Origin of the sequence: Arthrobacter sp. (assembly GCF_031179985.1) — a bacterium.
In the GTDB taxonomy this organism is placed as follows: Bacteria; Actinomycetota; Actinomycetes; order Actinomycetales; family Micrococcaceae; genus Arthrobacter.
Genome location: NZ_JAPSHJ010000016.1, coordinates 39,867 through 58,874, shown reverse-complemented (window position 1 = coordinate 58,874; position 19,008 = coordinate 39,867). Strand labels below are relative to the sequence as shown.

At 61.9% G+C, this 19,008-nt stretch carries 19 protein-coding genes; 14 read left to right on the top strand and 5 right to left on the bottom strand.

Features of this window, described 5'->3' with window-relative positions:
• Window positions 1–40 precede the first annotated feature (40 nt).
• The 14 genes from RIN13_RS09755 to nusB all read left to right on the top strand — a co-directional run bounded on the left by RIN13_RS09755 (window position 41) and on the right by nusB (window position 13,660).
• Window positions 41–1,459: a replication-associated recombination protein A gene (locus RIN13_RS09755; RefSeq protein ID WP_309107133.1), complete on the top strand. Its 1,419-nt coding sequence runs from the start codon at window positions 41–43 to the stop codon at window positions 1,457–1,459.
• Window positions 1,460–1,646: 187 nt separating this feature from the next.
• Window positions 1,647–2,273, top strand: a complete 627-nt coding sequence (rpsD, locus tag RIN13_RS09750) for a 30S ribosomal protein S4 (protein WP_247040174.1) — start codon at window positions 1,647–1,649, stop codon at window positions 2,271–2,273.
• Window positions 2,274–2,468: 195 nt separating this feature from the next.
• Window positions 2,469–2,843 (top strand): DUF948 domain-containing protein, encoded by a 375-nt coding sequence (locus tag RIN13_RS09745; RefSeq protein ID WP_309107132.1) that lies wholly within the window; start codon window positions 2,469–2,471, stop codon window positions 2,841–2,843.
• A 20-nt stretch (window positions 2,844–2,863) separates the two neighbouring features.
• Complete coding sequence (locus RIN13_RS09740) at window positions 2,864–3,094, top strand: DUF6167 family protein (RefSeq protein WP_309107131.1); 231 nt, start codon at window positions 2,864–2,866, stop codon at window positions 3,092–3,094.
• A 127-nt stretch (window positions 3,095–3,221) separates the two neighbouring features.
• Window positions 3,222–5,900, top strand: a complete 2,679-nt coding sequence (gene alaS / locus RIN13_RS09735; protein ID WP_309107130.1) for an alanine--tRNA ligase — start codon at window positions 3,222–3,224, stop codon at window positions 5,898–5,900.
• A 9-nt stretch (window positions 5,901–5,909) separates the two neighbouring features.
• Complete coding sequence (gene ruvX / locus RIN13_RS09730) at window positions 5,910–6,509, top strand: Holliday junction resolvase RuvX (protein WP_309107129.1); 600 nt, start codon at window positions 5,910–5,912, stop codon at window positions 6,507–6,509.
• A complete protein-coding gene (mltG, locus tag RIN13_RS09725; protein ID WP_309107128.1) occupies window positions 6,506–8,224 on the top strand; it encodes an endolytic transglycosylase MltG in 1,719 nt (572 codons plus the stop codon). Before ruvX ends, mltG begins: the two co-directional genes overlap by 4 nt.
• Window positions 8,221–9,081 carry a shikimate dehydrogenase gene (locus RIN13_RS09720; RefSeq protein WP_309107127.1) on the top strand — a complete coding sequence of 287 codons (861 nt, stop codon included), beginning with the start codon at window positions 8,221–8,223 and terminating at the stop codon, window positions 9,079–9,081. The genes mltG and RIN13_RS09720 overlap by 4 nt, the downstream gene beginning before the upstream one ends.
• 26 nt (window positions 9,082–9,107) lie before the next feature.
• Window positions 9,108–10,307, top strand: a complete 1,200-nt coding sequence (gene aroC, locus RIN13_RS09715) for a chorismate synthase (RefSeq protein ID WP_309107126.1) — start codon at window positions 9,108–9,110, stop codon at window positions 10,305–10,307.
• Window positions 10,308–10,330: 23 nt separating this feature from the next.
• Window positions 10,331–10,936, top strand: a complete 606-nt coding sequence (locus RIN13_RS09710) for a shikimate kinase (RefSeq protein ID WP_309107125.1) — start codon at window positions 10,331–10,333, stop codon at window positions 10,934–10,936.
• The gene (gene aroB, locus RIN13_RS09705) at window positions 10,933–12,024 is read left to right on the top strand and encodes a 3-dehydroquinate synthase (RefSeq protein ID WP_309107124.1); all 1,092 of its coding nucleotides are present in this window, start codon (window positions 10,933–10,935) and stop codon (window positions 12,022–12,024) included. The genes RIN13_RS09710 and aroB overlap by 4 nt, the downstream gene beginning before the upstream one ends.
• A complete protein-coding gene (locus RIN13_RS09700) occupies window positions 12,024–12,542 on the top strand; it encodes a tetratricopeptide repeat protein (protein WP_309107123.1) in 519 nt (172 codons plus the stop codon). The genes aroB and RIN13_RS09700 overlap by 1 nt, the downstream gene beginning before the upstream one ends.
• Window positions 12,543–12,686: 144 nt before the next feature.
• Window positions 12,687–13,250, top strand: coding sequence for an elongation factor P (gene efp, locus RIN13_RS09695; protein ID WP_247040184.1), 564 nt, complete (start codon window positions 12,687–12,689; stop codon window positions 13,248–13,250).
• Window positions 13,250–13,660, top strand: a complete 411-nt coding sequence (gene nusB, locus RIN13_RS09690; RefSeq protein ID WP_309107122.1) for a transcription antitermination factor NusB — start codon at window positions 13,250–13,252, stop codon at window positions 13,658–13,660. The genes efp and nusB overlap by 1 nt, the downstream gene beginning before the upstream one ends.
• Window positions 13,661–13,895: 235 nt before the next feature.
• On the opposite strand, the gene RIN13_RS09685 is transcribed toward nusB, so the two are convergent.
• The 5 genes from RIN13_RS09685 to RIN13_RS09665 form a co-directional block, all read right to left on the bottom strand.
• Window positions 13,896–15,554 carry a choice-of-anchor G family protein gene (locus RIN13_RS09685; protein WP_309107121.1) on the bottom strand — a complete coding sequence of 553 codons (1,659 nt, stop codon included), beginning with the start codon at window positions 15,552–15,554 and terminating at the stop codon, window positions 13,896–13,898.
• Between the two features lie 29 nt (window positions 15,555–15,583).
• A complete protein-coding gene (locus tag RIN13_RS09680) occupies window positions 15,584–16,288 on the bottom strand; it encodes a hypothetical protein (RefSeq protein WP_309107120.1) in 705 nt (234 codons plus the stop codon).
• On the bottom strand, window positions 16,285–16,833 hold the full coding sequence (locus RIN13_RS09675) for a signal peptidase I (protein ID WP_309107119.1): 549 nt from the start codon (window positions 16,831–16,833) through the stop codon (window positions 16,285–16,287). The genes RIN13_RS09680 and RIN13_RS09675 overlap by 4 nt, the downstream gene beginning before the upstream one ends.
• Window positions 16,834–16,858: 25 nt before the next feature.
• Window positions 16,859–17,620: a SipW-dependent-type signal peptide-containing protein gene (locus RIN13_RS09670; protein WP_309107118.1), complete on the bottom strand. Its 762-nt coding sequence runs from the start codon at window positions 17,618–17,620 to the stop codon at window positions 16,859–16,861.
• A 76-nt stretch (window positions 17,621–17,696) separates the two neighbouring features.
• On the bottom strand, window positions 17,697–18,962 hold the full coding sequence (locus RIN13_RS09665; RefSeq protein WP_309107117.1) for a PrsW family intramembrane metalloprotease: 1,266 nt from the start codon (window positions 18,960–18,962) through the stop codon (window positions 17,697–17,699).
• Window positions 18,963–19,008: the final 46 nt, after the last annotated feature.

Genomic DNA, 19,008 nt, shown 5'->3' with positions numbered 1-19,008 from the left:
CAGGAAACCCGTGCGGTAAATCTATGAGTAGCCTATCTATGTGGATGATTTATTTGGGCAAGGGCAAGACCGCGACGACGACGACGCGGACTCCGCCACTCCCGATTCCCGGACGGGGGGCCAGACGCCGTCACAACGGAGCCCCCTCGCGGTCCGCATGAGACCCCGGACCCTGGACGAAGTAGTTGGGCAGCAGCATCTCCTGGGCCAGGGCTCGCCGTTGCGGCAGCTGGCGGCAGGGACCAATGCGGCGGGGCCGGCCGGACCAAGTTCGCTGATCCTCTGGGGTCCCCCTGGCACCGGCAAAACAACTCTTGCCCATGTCATTGCCCGGGGTCCAGGCCGGAAATTCGTCGAGCTTTCCGCCATTACTGCGGGGGTCAAGGACGTCCGCCGGGTCATGGATGAGGCGCTGACAGCCAGGGATCTCTACAAGACCACCACCGTGCTGTTCCTTGACGAGATCCACCGCTTTAACAAGGCTCAGCAGGATGCGCTTCTGCCAGGCGTCGAAAACCGCTGGGTGGTGCTGGTCGCCGCCACCACGGAGAACCCTTCCTTTTCCGTGGTTTCCCCGCTCCTGTCCCGATCACTGTTGCTCACCCTCAGGCCGCTCACCGATGCCGATATTGAAGGGCTGCTGCTCCGGGCGGTCACGGATGTCCGCGGGCTGAATGGAAAAGTGGAACTGAGCGAGGAAGCGCGGGCGCACCTCGTGCGGCTTTCCGGGGGAGACGCCCGGCGGGCGCTGACTGCGCTGGAGGCAGCAGCCGGCGTGGCCTTCGGCGATGCCGACGACGCCGATACCGCCGCAGACTCTGTCATCTCCGTTGAATTGCGCCACACGGAGCGCGCCCTGGACGTTGCTGCTGTGCGATACGACCGGGCCGGGGACCAGCACTACGACGTTGCCAGCGCCTTCATCAAATCAATCCGCGGTTCGGACGTGGACGCTGCCCTGCACTACTTGGCGCGGATGCTGGAGGCGGGGGAGGACCCCCGCTTTGTTGCCCGCCGCATCGTCATCTCGGCCGCGGAGGACGTCGGTATGGCAGACCCCACGGCTTTGCAGACAGCGGTGGCCGCTGCCCAGGCCGTGCAGCTCATCGGGATGCCCGAGGGGCGGATCATCCTGGCGGAAGCAGTGGTTCACCTGGCAACAGCGCCCAAATCCAATGCCGCCTACATGGGTATCAACAAGGCAATCGCCGATGTCCGGGCCGGGCTTGGCAATGGAATACCGGCACACCTGAGGGATGCACACTATCCCGGGTCCAAGCAATTGGGTCACGGCCAGGGCTACAAGTACGCCCATGACGCACCGCATTCGGTGGCCACGCAGCAGTACCCACCTGATGATCTGGTAGGGCGCAACTACTATGAACCAACGGCGAACGGCTCGGAGCGCGATATTGCCGTCCGGCTTGAGCGTTTGAGGAAGATCATCCGCGGCGAGTGACAGCCCTCCCGTGGTAGGATAGTTCGTTGTCTGGCAAGGCACGGACGCACAATCCACTTGATTCGGCAGGAATGCCGGTTTGTTTGGACTGTGCCCTGCGCCCAGTAGCAAAAGGCAGCGGTTGGCCGATGCTCTCCATCGTGGAGGCCAGTAACACTGACACACCGCAGATATTGGAAGGACACAAGTGGCTAACAACACTCGTGCTCGCCGTACGGCACGCCTCTCGCGTGCACTCGGCATCGCTCTGACCCCCAAGGCCGCCAAGTACATGGAGCGCCGCCCGTACGGCCCCGGTGAGCATGGCCGTGCCCGCAAGAAGCAGGACTCCGACTACGCCGTACGTCTGCGCGAAAAGCAGCGTCTGCGCGCCCAGTACGGTATCCGTGAAGCACAGATGACCCGTGCCTTCGAAGAAGCACGCCGCACCAAGGGCCTGACCGGTGAAAACCTCATCGAACTGCTCGAAATGCGTCTGGATGCCGTCGTGCTGCGTGCTGGCTTTGCCCGCACCATCGCCCAGGCCCGCCAGCTGGTTGTCCACCGCCACATCCTGGTTGACGGAATCCGCGTTGACCGCCCGTCTTTCCGCGTCGCCGAGGGCCAGCTGGTCCACGTTCACAGCCGCAGCGAGACCATGCCTCCGTTCCAGGTTGCAGCAGCCGGCGCCCACCGCGACGTCCTGCCCATCGTCCCGGCTTACCTGGACGTCAAGCTGGACGCACTGCAGGCGCGCCTGGTTCGCCGCCCGAAGCGCTCTGAGGTTCCCGTAACCTGCGAAGAGCAGCTCGTCGTCGAATTCTACGCACGCTAAATTTTCGGCAGCGTACCCAAAGAAGCCCGTGGCAAGCGCCGCGGGCTTCTTTGTATGTAAGGTACTTGGGGGAGTTCCGCGGTAGCGGCCAGCTTGGTTCGACGGGTTCTGGGTTCCCCGGAAGATGGTTGGAAGTTCGGCAGCAATGCCTCGGAAGTACCGCAGCATTCACAGTATTGAAGGAGATGAACGTCTATGTCTGGTGGCGATATTGCCGGCCTGATCGCGGCCGGAGTGTTTGCATTCCTGGTGCTGTTGCTGGCTGTGCCCATTTTCAAGCTTGGGCGGGTGCTCGATGAAGTCCGCACGTCCATCCGTTCCCTCAGCGACGGTGCCACTCCGTTGATGGACGAGGTCACTGCGACCGTCTCCACCACCAACCAGCAGCTGAAGAAGGTGGACGGTATCTCCTCCAACGTCTCCGACGCCTCGGCAAACATCTCGGCGCTGTCCTCCCTCCTGGCCGCTACGGTCGGATCTCCGCTCATTAAGGTTGCTGCGTTCAGCTACGGCGTCCGCACGGCCCTGTCTGCCCGCAAGAAGCCCGTAACCGGCCGTCGCAGCCGCTGAATGCACCCGGAGAACATAAAATGAAGAGAATTATCTGGATGGGCATTGGCGTTGCCATCGGTGTCATCGCATTTCGCAAAGTGACGGAAGCGCAGTCAGCATTGGGGCCTGAAGGCCTTAATCGTGCGGTAGGACGCCTCACCGACGGCCTGTACGACTTTGCGGACGCCGTCCGCGGCGGGATGCAGGAACGGGAATCCGAGCTCCGCTCAGCGCTCGGAATCGATGTGGAAGACATCGTCCGGCGCTAGATTGGCGCTGGCCGGTGGAAGCCGGAGAAGAACTAGATATCGGCAGGTCCAGGACGGAGCTGCTGCGCGGATCAAGCGGTCACGCGAACCACAATGCAGTGAAGCAAGAAGGGTACGTAAAAAACTCATGAAGTCGCAGGAGATCACAAAGCGCTGGGTGGACTTTTTTGTCAGCAAAGGCCACACCGCGGTTCCCTCCGCATCCCTGGTCTCCAGCGACCCCTCCCTGCTGTTTACAGTCGCGGGCATGGTGCCGTTCATTCCGTATCTGACGGCGCGTGAGGAAGCCCCCTATGCCCGTGCCACGAGTGTGCAGAAATGCATCCGTACGGGCGACATCGAGGAAGTGGGCAAAACCGCCCGCCACGGGACGTTCTTCCAGATGTGTGGCAACTTCTCCTTCGGCGACTACTTCAAGGAAGACGCCATCAAGTTCGCCTGGGAACTGCTCACCACGAGCGTGGACGACGGCGGGTACGGACTTCCCCCGGAACTGCTGTGGGTGACGGTTTACGAAGAAGACGATGAGGCCAAGGACCTGTGGCTGAAGAACACGGGCGTCCCGGCCAACCGCATTCAGCGGATGGGCAAGGCTGACAATTACTGGCACACCGGCCAGCCTGGCCCCGCCGGTCCCTGCTCGGAGATCTACTACGACCGCGGCCCCGACTACGGCGTCGAAGGCGGACCCATCGCCGACGAGAACCGCTACGTGGAAATCTGGAACCTTGTGTTCATGCAATACCAGATCGACAACGTCCGCTCCAAGGACGACTTCGACATTGTGGGCGAACTGCCCAAGAAGAACATCGACACCGGCCTCGGCATGGAACGGCTCGCCATGATCCTGCAGGGTGTCGAGAACATGTATGAAACTGACCAGGTCCGCCCGGTCATCGACAAGGCCGCGCAGCTGTCCGGCAAGGAGTACACATCGGCGGAGACGCCGGAAGACCCGCACCACACGGACGACGTCCGGATGCGCGTAGTAGGGGACCACATCAGGTCGGCCCTGATGCTGATTGCCGACGGCGTCACCCCCTCCAACGAGGGACGTGGCTACGTTCTGCGCCGCCTGATCCGCCGTGCCGTCCGCTCGATGCGGCTGCTTGGTGTCGAAAAGGCCTGCCTGCCTGACCTCCTCCCGGAATCGCGTGACGCCATGAAGGGCGTCTACCCGATTGTGGAGACCGACTTCGACCGGATCAGCCGCATTGCCTACGCCGAAGAGAAGGCGTTCCTGCGAACCATCGCCTCCGGTACGGCACGTCTGGAGGACGCCGTCAAGGATTCCAAGGCAGCGGGACGGCCGCTGTCCGGAGCCGACGCCTTCGCCCTCCACGACACTTACGGTTTTCCGATAGACCTCACCCTTGAAATGGCTGAAGAGGCCGGCTTGAAGGTTGACGAACCTGAGTTCCGCAAGCTCATGCTCGAGCAGCGCCAGCGGGCCCAGGCCGACGCCAAGGGCAAGAAGGGCGGTCACGCCGATCTCAGCGCCTTCCAGGAGCTGCTGGCGCAAGGCGAAACCGTCTTCACCGGGTACACCGAACTTAACGGGGAGTCCAGGGTCCGCGGCATCCTCTCCAACGGTGCCAAGGTGTCCCAGGCCTCTACCGGCGACGAGATCGAGCTCGTGCTGGGAGAGACGCCGTTCTACGCTGAGGCCGGCGGCCAGGCCGCCGATACCGGACTTATCACGGGCGACGGGTTCGTCGTCGAGGTGCTGGACGTCCAGCGTCCGCTCAAGGGGCTCAGCGTGCACAAGGCCATCGTGCGTGAAGGGGAAATCAGCTCTGATGCCCTCGTCCAGGCCGCTGTGGACCGGGAGCGGCGACATGCCGCGGAGCAGGCCCACACCGGAACACATATCGTCCATGCGGCGCTGCACCAGATCCTTGGTCCGCAGGCCGTCCAGCGCGGTTCCTACAACAAAGCCGGCTACCTCCGCTTCGACTTTGCCTGGGGCGAAGGCCTCAGCACTGCCACGCGCTCCGAGATCGAGGAAGTTTCAAACATCGCCATCCGGAACAACTTCCAGGTGGAGACCAAGGTCATGCCGCTGGCAGAGGCCAAGGCATTGGGCGCTATGGCGCTCTTCGGCGAGAACTACGGCAGCGAAGTGCGGGTTGTAGAGATCGACGGCGCCTGGTCGCGTGAGCTTTGTGGTGGCACCCACGTTCCCAACACCTCCCTGATCGGCAGCCTGTCCTTGCTGGGCGAGCAGTCGGTGGGGTCAGGAAACCGGCGCGTTGAAGCCTTCGTAGGCATGGAGGCCTTCCGTCACCTGGCCGCCGAGCGCGCCCTCGTGACGGAGTTGACCGAAATGCTCAAGGTCCCGTCCGGGCTGCTGACGGACCGTATCGCGAGCACCCTGGCCAAGCTGAAGGCAGCCGAGAAAGAGCTCGAGAAGCTCCGCAAGGAGCAGTTGACGGCAGCGGCTGCGCAGCTCATCGGAACGGCCCGGGATGCCGCCGGAATCAAGGTGATTGCCCACGACGCCGGCCAGGTGAGCGGTGCTGACGATCTCCGCGGCCTGGCTCTGGATCTGCGTACGCGCCTCGGTTCGGCGGCTTCCGCTGTTGCAGTTGCCGGTGTCAGCAACGAGCGCCCCATTATTCTGATCGCTACCAATGAGGCAGCCCGCGAGGCTGGCGTCAAAGCGGGAGCCCTGGTGCGCCTCGCTGCAGGAATCCTCGGTGGCGGCGGTGGGGGCAAGGACGATGTCGCCCAAGGTGGCGGCACTGATGCGGGTAAAGTCCAGGCCGCGCTGACCGCCGTCGTGGACGCCATTGCACGGCGGTAGCGGCTGCCAATGAATCAGGAAGCAGCAGGCGGCGATTACCCCCACGGCATCAAACTGGGGGTTGACGTCGGCACGGTTCGTGTCGGCGTTGCTGTCTGCGACCGTGACGGGATACTGGCCACGCCGCTCAGGACCCTGGAACGCAATGCCAAGAAGAACATCGACGTCAGGATTCTCTCCGGTCTCGCTGCGGAACTGGGGGCGGTGCAGATTTTCGTGGGTCTGCCCCGCACGCTCAAGGGGGAGGAACATGCCTCGGCGCGCATGGCTGAGGACTATGCGCGCCTCCTGGTAGAGGCTCTGGAGCGTAGCGGTTTTGAGGTTCCTGTGAACCTTATTGACGAGCGCCTTAGCACGGTGACGGCGCACCGCGACCTTCACGCGGCTGGCATGAGCAGCCGTAACCACCGTAAAGTGGTTGATCAGGTTGCGGCAGCAGGTATTCTGCAGCACGCAATTGATATGCAAAAAGCCAGGGGAACGGACGTTGGAAGCCGCGTTTACGCGGTTTCCCGTGCGGGGCAATCCGGGGACACCACAGCGGGGGCCGCTGGTAGGACTGTTCCTGGAGAAAACGAGCAATCTTCAGAACATGGAAGGCTACAGTGAGCCCGGTCGATCGTGACGAGTCCTCAGGTGATGCTTTCGGTGACCTCGGACGCCCCCTGACCCGCAAGGAACTGCGAGCCCGCGAAAAGCTGCTGGCAACACAGAGCCAGGATGCCGTGCCTCCCCAGGCGTACGTTGAAGATCCTCCCAGCAGGCCGCTGCCTGAGGTACCGGCTCCTCCCGTTGAGAGTCCGCAGGTTCCCCCAGCACCACCCGAGCCACCATTCGTTCAGGACGAGCCCACTTACCACCCGGAGCCTGTGCATCAGGAGCCGGTGCCGGTCCACCCGGAGCCTGTACATGACGAGCCCCTGCACCACGAGGAACGTCATGACCTTGTCACCGTGGGTGAGTTTCCGGCAGCCCACAGCGCCTCGCACTTCACACAGCTGTCGGAGCCCGTGCCCGATCATGGCGGTCAAGGGCACCACGAGTTTGACGACCGTGATGAGGCCGATGCACACCATGTCCATGACGAGGCCCTGGATGGACACCATCACGTGGATGAACAGGCCCTTCATCTGGACCAGCACGGTCATCCGCTGGACGAGCACGTGCACCACTTGGATGAGCACGCGCATGGGCACGACCATCATCTGGACGAGCATGGCCACCCGCTGTTCGCTGATGCGCCGGCCGTGAAGAAGGGCCCTTCGAAGAAAGTCCGCCGCCGCCGCCGCTTTCTCGCCTTGCTGCTCACGCTGGCCGTTTTCGTCACCGCACTGGTGGTCGGTGCGCAGTTCCTGAAGCCGCTGCTGGGAATGGATAAGGTGGCGGATTTCCCGGGGCCGGGAACCGGCCAGGTGAGTGTTACGGTCCAGCCCGGAGAAGGTGTACGGTCTGTCGCCACCAGGCTCGAGAGCGAGAAAGTCGTTGCGAACGCAGACACTTTCGCGTCAGCCTTTGAGGCCGACGGCGGGACGCTCAGCCCTGGTGATTTCGTCTTCCGCCAACAGATGAAGAACACCGATGCGGTGGCCATCCTGGTGGGCAAGGACCAGGGCAAGGTTATGTACTTCGCCCTGAGCGCGGGGCTGCGGATCGATGAATCACTTGCCGCCATTGCCAAGGGTTCCGGAATTCCGGAGTCTGACCTGAAGGCGCTCAGCGATTCCCCCGCCCAATTCGGTGTCAGCGCCAAGGCAAAGAATCTTGAAGGTTTCCTTGCTCCCGGCGAATACCGCTTCCCGCTTGGCACAACCGCCAAGGAAATCGTGCAGAAGCTTGTGTCCACGACGGTGGACGAGCTCAAGGCGCAGGGCGTGACGGATCCTGACAAACAGTACGACGTCGTAACCGTTGCGAGCATCGTCCAGGCTGAAGGCGGGCAGGCCGAGTATGGAGACGTTGCCGGTGCCATTTACAACCGTCTGAAGCCGGACAATACAGAGACCAACGGGCTGATTCAGTCCGACGCCACGGTGACCTATGGATTAGGCATCAAGAGCTTCCACATCAGTGAAGAGCAAAAGGCCGACAAGTCCAACCCGTACAACACTTACGCCAAGATCGGCTTGCCGGCGGGACCGATCGGTTCGCCGGGAAAGACAGCCATTGACGCTGCCGCCAAACCCAAGCCAAATGACTACCTGTACTGGGTGACCATCAATCTGGACACGAAGGAAACCAAGTTCTCGAAGACCTTGGCCGAGCACAGCGTCTACGTCGAGCAGTACAACGAATGGTGCGCTGCAAATGCGGGCCGCTGCGTATGAGCCAGCGCGCTGCAGTACTGGGACACCCCATTTCGCATTCCAAGTCGCCGGCACTTCACCGGGCGGCGTATGCCCTCCTGGGCGAGGACATCTCGTATTCAGCCATTGATGTCACGGAAGATGGACTTCCCGCCTTTATGGCCGCCCTTCGTTCGGAAACGGACTGGCGCGGTCTTTCAGTGACCATGCCGCTGAAGTCAGCGATGCTGCATGAAATGGATGAGGTTCGAGGAATCGCTCAGATCCTCAAGGTGGTAAACACAGTGGTGTTCGAAGCTGACGGATCTGTCGTCCGCAGAATCGGCTACAACACTGATGTCGCCGGCATCGTCAACGCCGTCCGTCACGCCGGGAGCCCTCCGGCGCCATCAGCAGGCATCCTGGGCGGGGGTGGCACTGCTGCTGCCGCCGTAGCCGCTTTGAAAGACCTCGGCGCCACCTCGGCGGATGTCTTCGTCCGTGACGTGAACCGCGGAGCTGAGGTCAAGGCAGCATCCGCCGGCGTTGGCCTGGACATCCGGGTGCTTCCCTTTTCAGAGGCGGCATCCGCCCTGGCCGCTGCCGACGTCGTAATATCCACTTTGCCTCCCCGCGGCGCTGACGCCCTGGCGGACGAGCTAAGCGGGCTCCGGTTGTCGGCCGACGGCGTTCTGCTGGACGCCGCGTACGATCCCTGGCCCAGCCGGATCGCGGCAGCATGGCAGAACGCGGGGGGCCGGGTGGTCCCTGGCCTTGAGATGCTGATCTATCAGGCGGCCGAACAAGTGCGGCTCTTCACCGGCCGTGGCGCTGATGTCAATGAGAAAGTCATAGATGTGATGTGTGACTCAGTCGGGGCTCCCCGGCGGGTGTTGTAACCGCCATACATGGCAGGATGGAAGATATGTTGCGTTGGTTGACTGCCGGTGAATCCCATGGTCCGGCCTTGGTCGGAATTATTGAAGGCGTTCCCGCAGGTGTTGAACTCACCAGCGGTCAAATAGCCGACTCGTTGGCTCGCCGCCGCCTTGGTTATGGGCGCGGCGCCCGGATGAAGTTTGAGCAGGATGCCGTATCGATCCTCGGTGGAGTCCGGCACGGCCTGACCCAGGGAGGGCCTGTCGCCATCCAAGTCGGAAACACCGAGTGGCCCAAGTGGGAACAGATCATGTCGGCCGATCCCGTCGATGCCGAGCTGCTGGCTGACCAGGCACGCAACGCACCGTTGACCCGGCCACGTCCCGGCCACGCCGACTTCACCGGAATGCAGAAGTACGGCTTCGATGAGGCCCGTCCGGTTCTGGAACGCGCCAGCGCCCGTGAAACCGCCACACGTGTTGCCCTTGGGACTGTCGCTTCCCAATACCTCAAGCAACTCGGGATTGAACTTGTAAGCCACACTGTTGCCATCGCCAGTGTCTCAGTACCCGAAGGCAGGCCTCTGCCGGTTCCCGCTAATGTCGTTGCACTCGACGCGGATCCTCTTCGCTGCTTTGACCGCGAGACGTCCGACGCCATGGTCGCCGAAGTGGATGCTGCCCACAAAGAGGGCGAAACGCTCGGTGGCGTCGTCGAGGTATTGGCCTACGGGCTCCCGCCCGGACTGGGCAGCTACGTCCACTGGGACCGTCGTTTGGATTCCCGCCTCGCGGCGGCACTTATGGGCATCCAGGCCATTAAGGGTGTGGAAGTGGGCGACGGTTTCCTGACCGCTGCCCGCCGGGGCTCAGCTGCCCACGACGAGATCGTCAGGGACGTCGACGGGAAAATCATCCGCACAAGCAACCGTGCAGGCGGGATCGAGGGCGGCATGAGCATTGGCGACGTGCTGCGGGTCCGTGCCGCGATGAAGCCTATTGCCACGGTCCCTCGAGCACTCAAGACAATTGACGTCAGCACCGGCGAGGCTGCGAAGGCCCACCACCAGCGTTCGGACGTCTGCGCGGTTCCTGCTGCCGGAGTGGTCGCCGAAGCCATGGTGGCCCTGGTTCTCGCGGAGGCCGTCGCGGAGAAGTTCGGCGGAGATTCGGTGGCTGAAACTGCACGCAACATCAAGGGTTACCTGGAAAGCATCCCGGCGGCCCTGGATACGATCGGCCAGTAGTGCCGGTCGGTAAGGGAGCCTGGTTGAGTATTCCCGGGCCCATTGCGTTGATCGGACCAATGGCTGTCGGGAAGACGGCCATTGGCCAGCAGCTCGCCAAGCAACTGCGTGCGCCTTTCGTCGACACGGACGCCCTGATTGTTGAAAATCACGGCTCCATCGCCGATATTTTCGCCGGCCGCGGCGAGCATGCTTTTCGGGAGATCGAAGCCCGGACAGTAGCCAGGGTCATCGAGGAGGCTACCGGAACTCCGACAGTGATCTCACTGGGTGGGGGAGCGGTTCTGGATTCCGGCACCCAGCAGTTGTTGGCCCGCTGCATGGTGGTGTATCTGGAATGCGATCCGGAAACGGTCGCGGAACGTATCGCCAGGAATTCGGGCCGTCCGCTTTTGGCCGGCGATCCAATGAGCCGCTGGATGGAACTTTTCACCACCCGGCGCCCGGTGTACGAACGGCTCGCCGATCTGGTCTTCGATGTCCGGCACGGTTCTGTTTCAGAGCTGGGGCGGCGACTGGAGGAAGCGTTGCGTGACTTCCCTGAAGGGGCAGCATCAATCGCGAAGGAAACCGCCGCGGCACCCGCTGTACCGGAAAACGTAGCCGTGAAAGAGGAAGTTGAGCAGTGAGTAACGAATCAACCGTCATCAAAGTCACCGGCCAGTCGGCCGGAGAGAACTACGACGTCGTTGTGGGCCATGGCCTGCTGGATCAACTTCCCGCGGTGCTGGGGGAGCGGGTAAAGAGGGTCCTCGTCATTCATCCGCGCGCTCTGAGGCTGACCGGCGACACCGTTCGTGATGAGCTGGCTGCTGCCGGGTTCACAGCACTCACTGCTGAAATTCCGGACGCCGAAGAAGGCAAGCACATTCAGGTTGCCGCTTTTTGCTGGCAGGTCCTGGGACAGAACGATTTCACCCGTTCTGATGCCATCGTTGCAGTTGGTGGCGGAGCCGTGACTGATCTTGCCGGATTCGTCGCGGCTACCTGGCTGCGCGGCGTGAAGGTTGTCCACATGCCCACCAGCCTCCTCGGCATGGTGGATGCCTCCGTTGGCGGTAAGACGGGCATCAACACCGCCGAAGGCAAGAACCTGGTGGGAGCCTTCCACCCACCCGCCGCGGTCCTGGTGGACCTTGACACCCTGAGCACGCTGCCCAGGAACGAGATGATCTCCGGAATGGCCGAGGTCATCAAATGCGGGTTCATCGCAGATCCCACCATTTTGGACCTCGTTGAGAAGGACCCGGAAGCTGTTACGGATCCGGAGTCGGCAGTGCTCCGTGAACTCATCGAGCGGGCCATCACAGTCAAGGCCAAAGTCGTCTCAGAGGACCTCAAGGAATCGGGATCCAGGGAATTCCTCAACTACGGGCACACGCTGGGCCACGCCATTGAACTGGTGGAGCGGTACTCCTGGCGGCACGGGGCAGCCGTTTCCGTCGGCATGATGTTTGCTGCGGAACTGTCCCGGAGTGTGGGGCGGCTCAGCGACGCCGAGGCCGACAGGCACCGCAGCATCCTTGAAGCCCTTGGCCTGCCCGTGACGTACCGCCGGGACCGGTGGCAAGGGCTTCTGGACGGAATGCGCCGCGACAAGAAATCCCGTGGTGACCTCTTGCGGTTTGTGGTGCTCGACGGCGTCGGGCGCCCGGGAATCCTCGAGGTTCCCGATACCTCCCTGCTGTTTGCCGCCTACCAGGAGATTGCCTCCTGATGTATTCGGTAACTGGAGGAACCAGCGAATGGCCGGACGCAGGATTTCCCGGGATCAGAATCAACCCGGACACACTTACGCCCCACATCGTGGACGAGGAACTTTGCCAGGCAGCGTTGGCTGCCTCCACTGACCCTTCCGACAGGATCTTTGTCCTTCTCGCCCAAGGCCATCCCGCTGATGCAGCCGAGTTGCTGGCCGAAGCACGTTATAAGGATCCTGAATCCTTCCGCCTGCGGACGTTCGAGGCTGAAGTGCTGCGGGTTTCCAACCGTTTCGACCGGTCCGTTGAACTGTATAAGCAATTGCTGGCAGAGGTGCAGGGCACCCCACGGGAAGCCGTCGTCCTGCAGCATCTGGGACGTGCCTACTACGCAGCAGGCAACACCGCGTCGGCGGTGGACGCCTTTGCCAAAGCATTGGACCTTCGCGTCGCGGAAGCGGCGGACGCTGCGCTGATCTACAGCTCCACGGTGGCGCTGCAGCGCGCGCGGAACGTCCTTGAGATGGCTTGTTAAGGAGCCAGAACCCGATGGGTCCGCTGTACCGGTAGAATGGTCTTTGGATTTTTGATAAATACGCGCTGGCGGGCCGTTTGGCGTGCCTGCCTGGCATAAGCGGCTGGCAGCCAGAACCAGTCACAGAGAAACCAGAGGAAATCAGTGGCAACCACTAACGACATCAAGAACGGTACCGTCCTGAAGCTGGAGGGCCAGCTCTGGAACATCATCGAGTTCCAGCACGTAAAGCCCGGCAAGGGCGGCGCGTTCGTCCGCACCAAGATGCGGAACGTTATGTCCGGCAAGGTTGTGGACAAGACCTTCAACGCCGGGCTCAAGATCGAAACAGCCACAGTGGACCGTCGGGATTACCAGTACCTGTACCAGGACGGCGCGGACTTTGTGTTCATGGACACCCAGGACTACGACCAGATCACCGTAACCGGTGCAACGGTGGGGGACGCCACCAACTTCATGCTGGAAAACCAGATGGTGAACATTGCCATCCACGAAGGCACCCCGCTTTACATTGAGCTTCCGCCGAGCGTTGTTCTTGAGATCACTTACACGGAGCCGGGCCTGCAGGGCGACCGCTCCTCCGCCGGAACCAAGCCGGCAACCCTGGAGACCGGCTACGAAATCCAGGTTCCACTCTTCGTGGAGAACAACACCAAGGTCAAGGTCGACACCCGTGACGGTAGCTACCTTGGCCGGGTCAACGACTAGTGAGTGCACGCGGTAAAGCCCGGAACCGGGCTCTTGATGTACTTTTCGAGGCGGAGCAGCGTTCCGTTTCAGCGTTCGACGTCCTGAGGTCACGACGCGAAAAGACCGACCAGATCGTCAATCCTTATACTCTCGAAATCGTTGAGGGCGTGGTTTCACACCAAAGCGCCATCGACGAGTTCCTGGAAACGTATTCCCAGGGCTGGACCTTGGAGCGGATGCCCTCGGTAGACAGGATCATCCTGCGGATCGGCACGTGGGAGCTGCTCTACAACGACGACGTCCCTGACGGCGTTGCTGTCAGCGAAGCCGTGGCGTTGGCTAAGACGCTGTCGACCGATGAATCGCCGTCGTTCATCAACGGCCTTCTGGGCCGTCTCCAGCAGCTGAAGCCTTCGCTCCTGGCCTAGGCTTTCTGCCGGCCGCTGCCCTCAGGTGCGCGTGCGTGCACATTCGTTGCGTCTACCTTTTACAGCCCTGCCGGGCAGCGAACCGCGCTCCGGAAGTTGGAATGAAAATTCCTGCTTTTGGGGCGCGGTTCTCTTTGTGGCGGACCATTGGCCGTACCGCCAAGGGTTCCCGGTCCCGGTACCCTTCGGTGAAGCACCTTGCCATCACACAGCTCCTCGATGCCGCCCCGAGGTGTCAGGTTCCGTACCCCACTGTTGAAGTGGCAACAGACAGATCCAGGACATCCAGCCCAAAGAGCGACAGATGCAAAGCCGAAATTTGAAACGGCCCGGCACTCGATGGCTCCGGGTGCCCGGGTTTGTCGGGCTGGACGTTGACCATGATTGAGAGCAGGCTGCTCAGCTCGTCAAGGGCTGATGACACGCTGGCTCCCACCGGGCCCGTCAACGTCGCGACAGACGTTTTCACATCCCCTGTGATGCCAAGGACGAGTTCTTCATTGAGCGCCTCGCCGACGATGCCGGGTAGCGCCGAGGCAAGCCCGGACTCCAAATCCTGAAGCGTCGGACTCAGGAGTCCTAAGGGGTCCAGACCCAGCAGGCGTACAGACGTCGTCACGGGAACCGCTGGTGTACCCGGCACGTCGTTATGCAGGTTCAACAACTGACCGACGGAAGTCGGTCCAAGTCCGAGCCGGATTTCTGCGAGAGAGACGCCTTCGGAGAGTACGTGGACTGCCGAGTCAGCCGATACCGAGGTCGCTCGTATGGCGTCAATGAGAGCAGAGGCTATGTTCTCCTGCCAGTCGTTCAGTACCTGGGTAAACGCCGCCGTAAGTTCGTCCATCATGGCCTGGTTAAGAACTATTTCAGTATTGGGATCCAGGCCATTGAGCCCATTGACGCCGCCGGCCGTCTTCGCAAGATCAACACGGAGGGTGCCGGCGCCAAAATCAACTGTAAGCAAGCCGCGGTCGTCGGTCATTGTGCCGTGGAGGAGGGCCCGGAGAGGTGTAAGGTCAACGCGGCTCATGGTCACTTGCGTGTTGACACTGCCCAGAGTCAAGTTACCAAGGAGCGGGACGGCCGCAAGCGCCAAATCCTCGGATATGCTCACCTGCATGGCCTCACTGGCTGCGTCCAGGCTTGCCTGAACGCCGTCAAGCAGTTCAGTGGTCCCGGATACTGCAGTACCCAGAGTCAGCAGTGTTGCCTGCAGATCGAGGGACGAAATACTGTAAGCACGGTCCAACAAAGGCTCCTCCAGGGGCCCCAGCCAACTGTTGCCAATATCACCGCACTGGGTCGCCCGGGCAATGCTCGAGGCGGACCCGACCTCAAGGGTCATGCTCGACAAGGCTGTTGGCGCAAGCGCGCCCAGATCGAGTGCCGCCATGACAGGGGGATTAACCGGGTCCTGCGGCTGCCCAAGGCTGATGGCCCCGCCGCTGTTTGTGACCAGGCCGCTGGCCGCCGTCGTGTTCCCGTTATTGAGGGTCTGGCTCCATTGGCTATGCACGTCGGCAGCACCGATCGGAAGGCCAAGCGGAAGTGAGAATTGGAGGAGGTCATTGTTGAGCAAATCCACGTCCAGTGGCGCCATAAAGGTGTTGTCGTCGATGCGGATTGCCCCGGGGTTTGCTGTGCTGGTTCCGCCGCCGTCGTTGGAGACCTGAACCCCTTGGACGGAGGCCAGATTGTCCAGGTTGTAGCTCAGCAAGGTCCCGCTGAGCTGGCGTGCAGATGCCGTACTGATTGTTCCGCTGTTCAGTTCGCACTTGCCATCGGTGCCTACGCCGCGGGCGTGGACGTACTCGTCATCGAGCCAGGCTGCATTGGTAAGGGCCGCGCCGGACAGTGCAGCGACGGCGGATAGAATGCCGGCCACAGTCATGCCGCTTCTGAGTCGGCCAACCAGGAGTTTCATGACTTGGCAGCCCTTCTGCCAGTGACCTTTGCGAACAGGCCCGCTCCCAGCAGGGCAACCCCTGTTGCAAGCGCCCCTGCCACGGCGAACCCGGTTTCCGGCAGCTCGCTGCGCCTCGATGCTTCATCTCCCATTACTGTAAAACCCAGTGCAAAGGCAAAGGGGCCAGCGGCGGCTCCCCCTTCCGGCAGTGACAGGGTGAAGAGAATGTGCGGGCTGGTTGAGGCGGCCACGTCACCGAAAGGAATCTGCGCCGTTGGCCCCGATTGAAGGGGGCTATCGGCCAGCAAAACAGTGGCTCCGGAAGCGCACTTCAGTTCGCCGCGGGTGCCGCTTTGTCCAGACCATTGAGATTCACAGCGCTGCGCGGTGAGCCGGTATCCGGCCCGCGGCTGCATGAGCCCTCCATAGGGTATGAACTCCAAGGTTCCGTCTGCCACCGCCTGATCCTTCAGGTGGAGGCCGATCTGCCAACTGAACGTGTCCCCGGGCTGCAGCCAGGGTATTTCAAGTGGCAGGAACGAAGAAGTCAGGCTCAGGAGCCCCGCTTGCCCTGTCTCCGGGACGTCCTGCATCGGCTCGTGGACCGTCAGTGGGGCCGCGTGGGCGGCCGAGTTCGTTCCTATCCAGAGCGCCACTGCAAACGTAACCAGCAGCGTGCCCATCGTTGCTGAGTAGCCGGAACGTCTGGCCCGCCTCATGCAGTACCTGCCTTTCCGGGACGCGTCTGCCCAGCGTGGGAGCGTGTGGATGGGTCCGATTTCCTTCTTCGGGGCCAGAACGTCCAAGTGACCAGGGTGGCCATTGTGACGGTGATCAAGGCCATGAACCAGGGACTTTGCAGCCGCATCACCCAGTAACCGATGCCGGGTACAGCGAACAGAAGTTTCTTGGCGCTTTGAACGTTGTATAGGACCGGATCCTGGGACGCGTTCGCATCCCCTTTCATGGTGAGGAACACTTTGCGATGATCCGCGGGGTCAGCCACCGAAGTAACCACACGGTGGGTGACCGGAAGCGCTGACCCCTCGCGCTGGACGGTAGCAACGTCGCCAGGTTCAAGGGACGATGCCGGAACCTCCTGGACGATAGCGATGGCACCTGGTTCTATTCCGGGTGACATGGATCCGGTGCGGAACACTATCAGACTGATATTCAGCCAGGCTCCGGCCAGGACTGCGAGAATGCACAGACACCCGGCCAGGGCCAAGGCCGTCAGCGTTGTTTCCTTGCCGGCCCTCGCCAATCGGCGTGAGAGGGTTCCCTTCCAGCTACTGCCCGACACTGCTGGTGAACCGCCATACGGGCACTGTGTTCAAACCTTGGAGGTCTGCACTGGCCGTAGACGGAAGGGTGAGGGCGAAGCAAAGGTTTTCAGGCGCTCCAGGCGTGTCGGCATCGGCCCCCGCAGCCAAGTGGAAAGTCGTGGCTGACGTCGCAGTGAGGACTGAGTTTTCAGGAACAACGACACTGGCCCCGGCTACTGTTCCCGCTTCACACGTGGCTTTGTCTACACCCTTGTAAACGCCGTACCTGAGTGCGTTGTACAGCGCTGTACTGTTGTCCGGCCCTTGGTTGAGGGCAGACTGAATGCCTTCCGCGAGGGAAACATCCAAGGCTTCCGAGCCTGCTACAGTCCGCAGTTGCATTGACGAGTACACCGTTTTTCCGGGAACCATTTTTTCCGGTTCCAGGGTGAAAGTGAGCGCCCCGCCGTTGGCGTTCGGTTCGTCAGTCCAGTTGGCGGCCGCAGCAATTCCCGTCCACGTGTTCTGTTGCATCCTGTAAACGCCGGTTCCAGGAGTGCGCGGTTCGGTGCCGTTGCCTTCTCCTGATCCGCCGAAAACCCATTCATTGTCAGTCCAAGCCGCCAGGGTAGCAGCGGCTCCCAGACCCAGAACCAGACCTCCTGCAAGAAGTGCCCTGCCTCGGGTCCAGCGGTTTTCTTTAACTGTTGTATCCACAAAATCCCCCAGGAATATTGAGATGGAAAGCGACGGCCAGCCCGTCGTCGTTCTTACGATTGCTGACACAAATCAAGGATCTGTCGACATTCGCCAAGGAAATATTCAAGGTTCGCTAAAGGGACAGAAACACTTTGTTTCAGACTCAGCCTGCGACTGCAGCTCTCAAGGCGACGATGTCGCGTAACTGACGCTGCTCATCATGCTGGTGGCCCTGAACATCACGTCCGCTGAGGATGCGCTGGCGCGTAAACGCCAATTGCGTGGCGGCACGCAGGAAGGCCTTCATCTGGTGCCCCCGGCCAAAACTCTTCGCCCAGCGGATGGCGGAGCGGCGTCCGCTCGCTGTGGCCAGCATGGCCACCTCCGGAGGCGTGAACCATCCTGCGGCCGAATACTCCAGCAGGCGCTGCCGCGTGAGCCGGTTCTCGGCAACCCTGAGCAGGATCACGACGACGATGGCCAGCACGAAAATGGGTACCTGGATGAAGATGTACTGCGTGAGGAAATTCTGCCCCATGCTGTTCCACTGACTGTGCAGGATCATCGCGGGGATGAGCCCAAAGACGAACCCCAGAACTGACAGCCCATGGTGCCAGCGGCGGGCAGCGATTCCCATGATGAGGCCCGTAGCCCCGGTGAAAATGGCGTGGGCGAAGGGAGACATGACGCCGCGGAGGAAGAACACGCGGGCGAGGTCAGTCCCGGGATCGCTGGATTCAGCAATAGCCCGGCCGAAGTAGAGGATGTTTTCGGTGAAAGCGAAGCCGCCTGCAATGGTGAAGGCGAAGACAATGCCGTCCACTGGACCATCAAAATGCTTCCGCGCCAGCAAGAGGAGCAGGAGCAGCCCGAGGGACTTGGCAAACTCTTCCACCACAGGGGCCCTGACCGTCACAGCGAATGTCAGGAAGTCCATACCTGCGGGTGGAGGTGCAATCAGCGGGAAATACGGCTGGATGAGTAGGGTGACGGAAATTGAGCCAATCGCGCCCCACACAAACGCGAAAATCAGCAGCCGCTTTGGTTCAGGTTCCCAGCGGTCTATGACAGCAACGGCCAGCAGGACGGCGCCCAGGGGAATCAGCGAAGCCACAAAACCGATGACGAATCCTGCGATGCCAGTGTTTCCCACCAAGAACGGGAGGACCAGGAACAGGCCCATGAAGGCCACGGCCACGGCACCAAGCACAAGGCCGAGGACCCCGGCAGAGGCACGGCGCCGGGATTCCACCGGCAACGCCGGCGGAACCACCGGCGTGACAGCTCCGGCAGGGTTGGCCGGCGCCTGCCGGTAGTTCTGCGGCTGGACCCTTCCCATCCACGTCGGGTTCGTTTCCGCCCTGAAGGGAACCTGGTGTGCATATGGATTCCGGCCGGAGGGATCCTGCCACGGCTGATTGGTGGTCATGGACAAAAGCCTAGGGGCTCCAGCGGCAATGCGCAGGCAGCCCGGC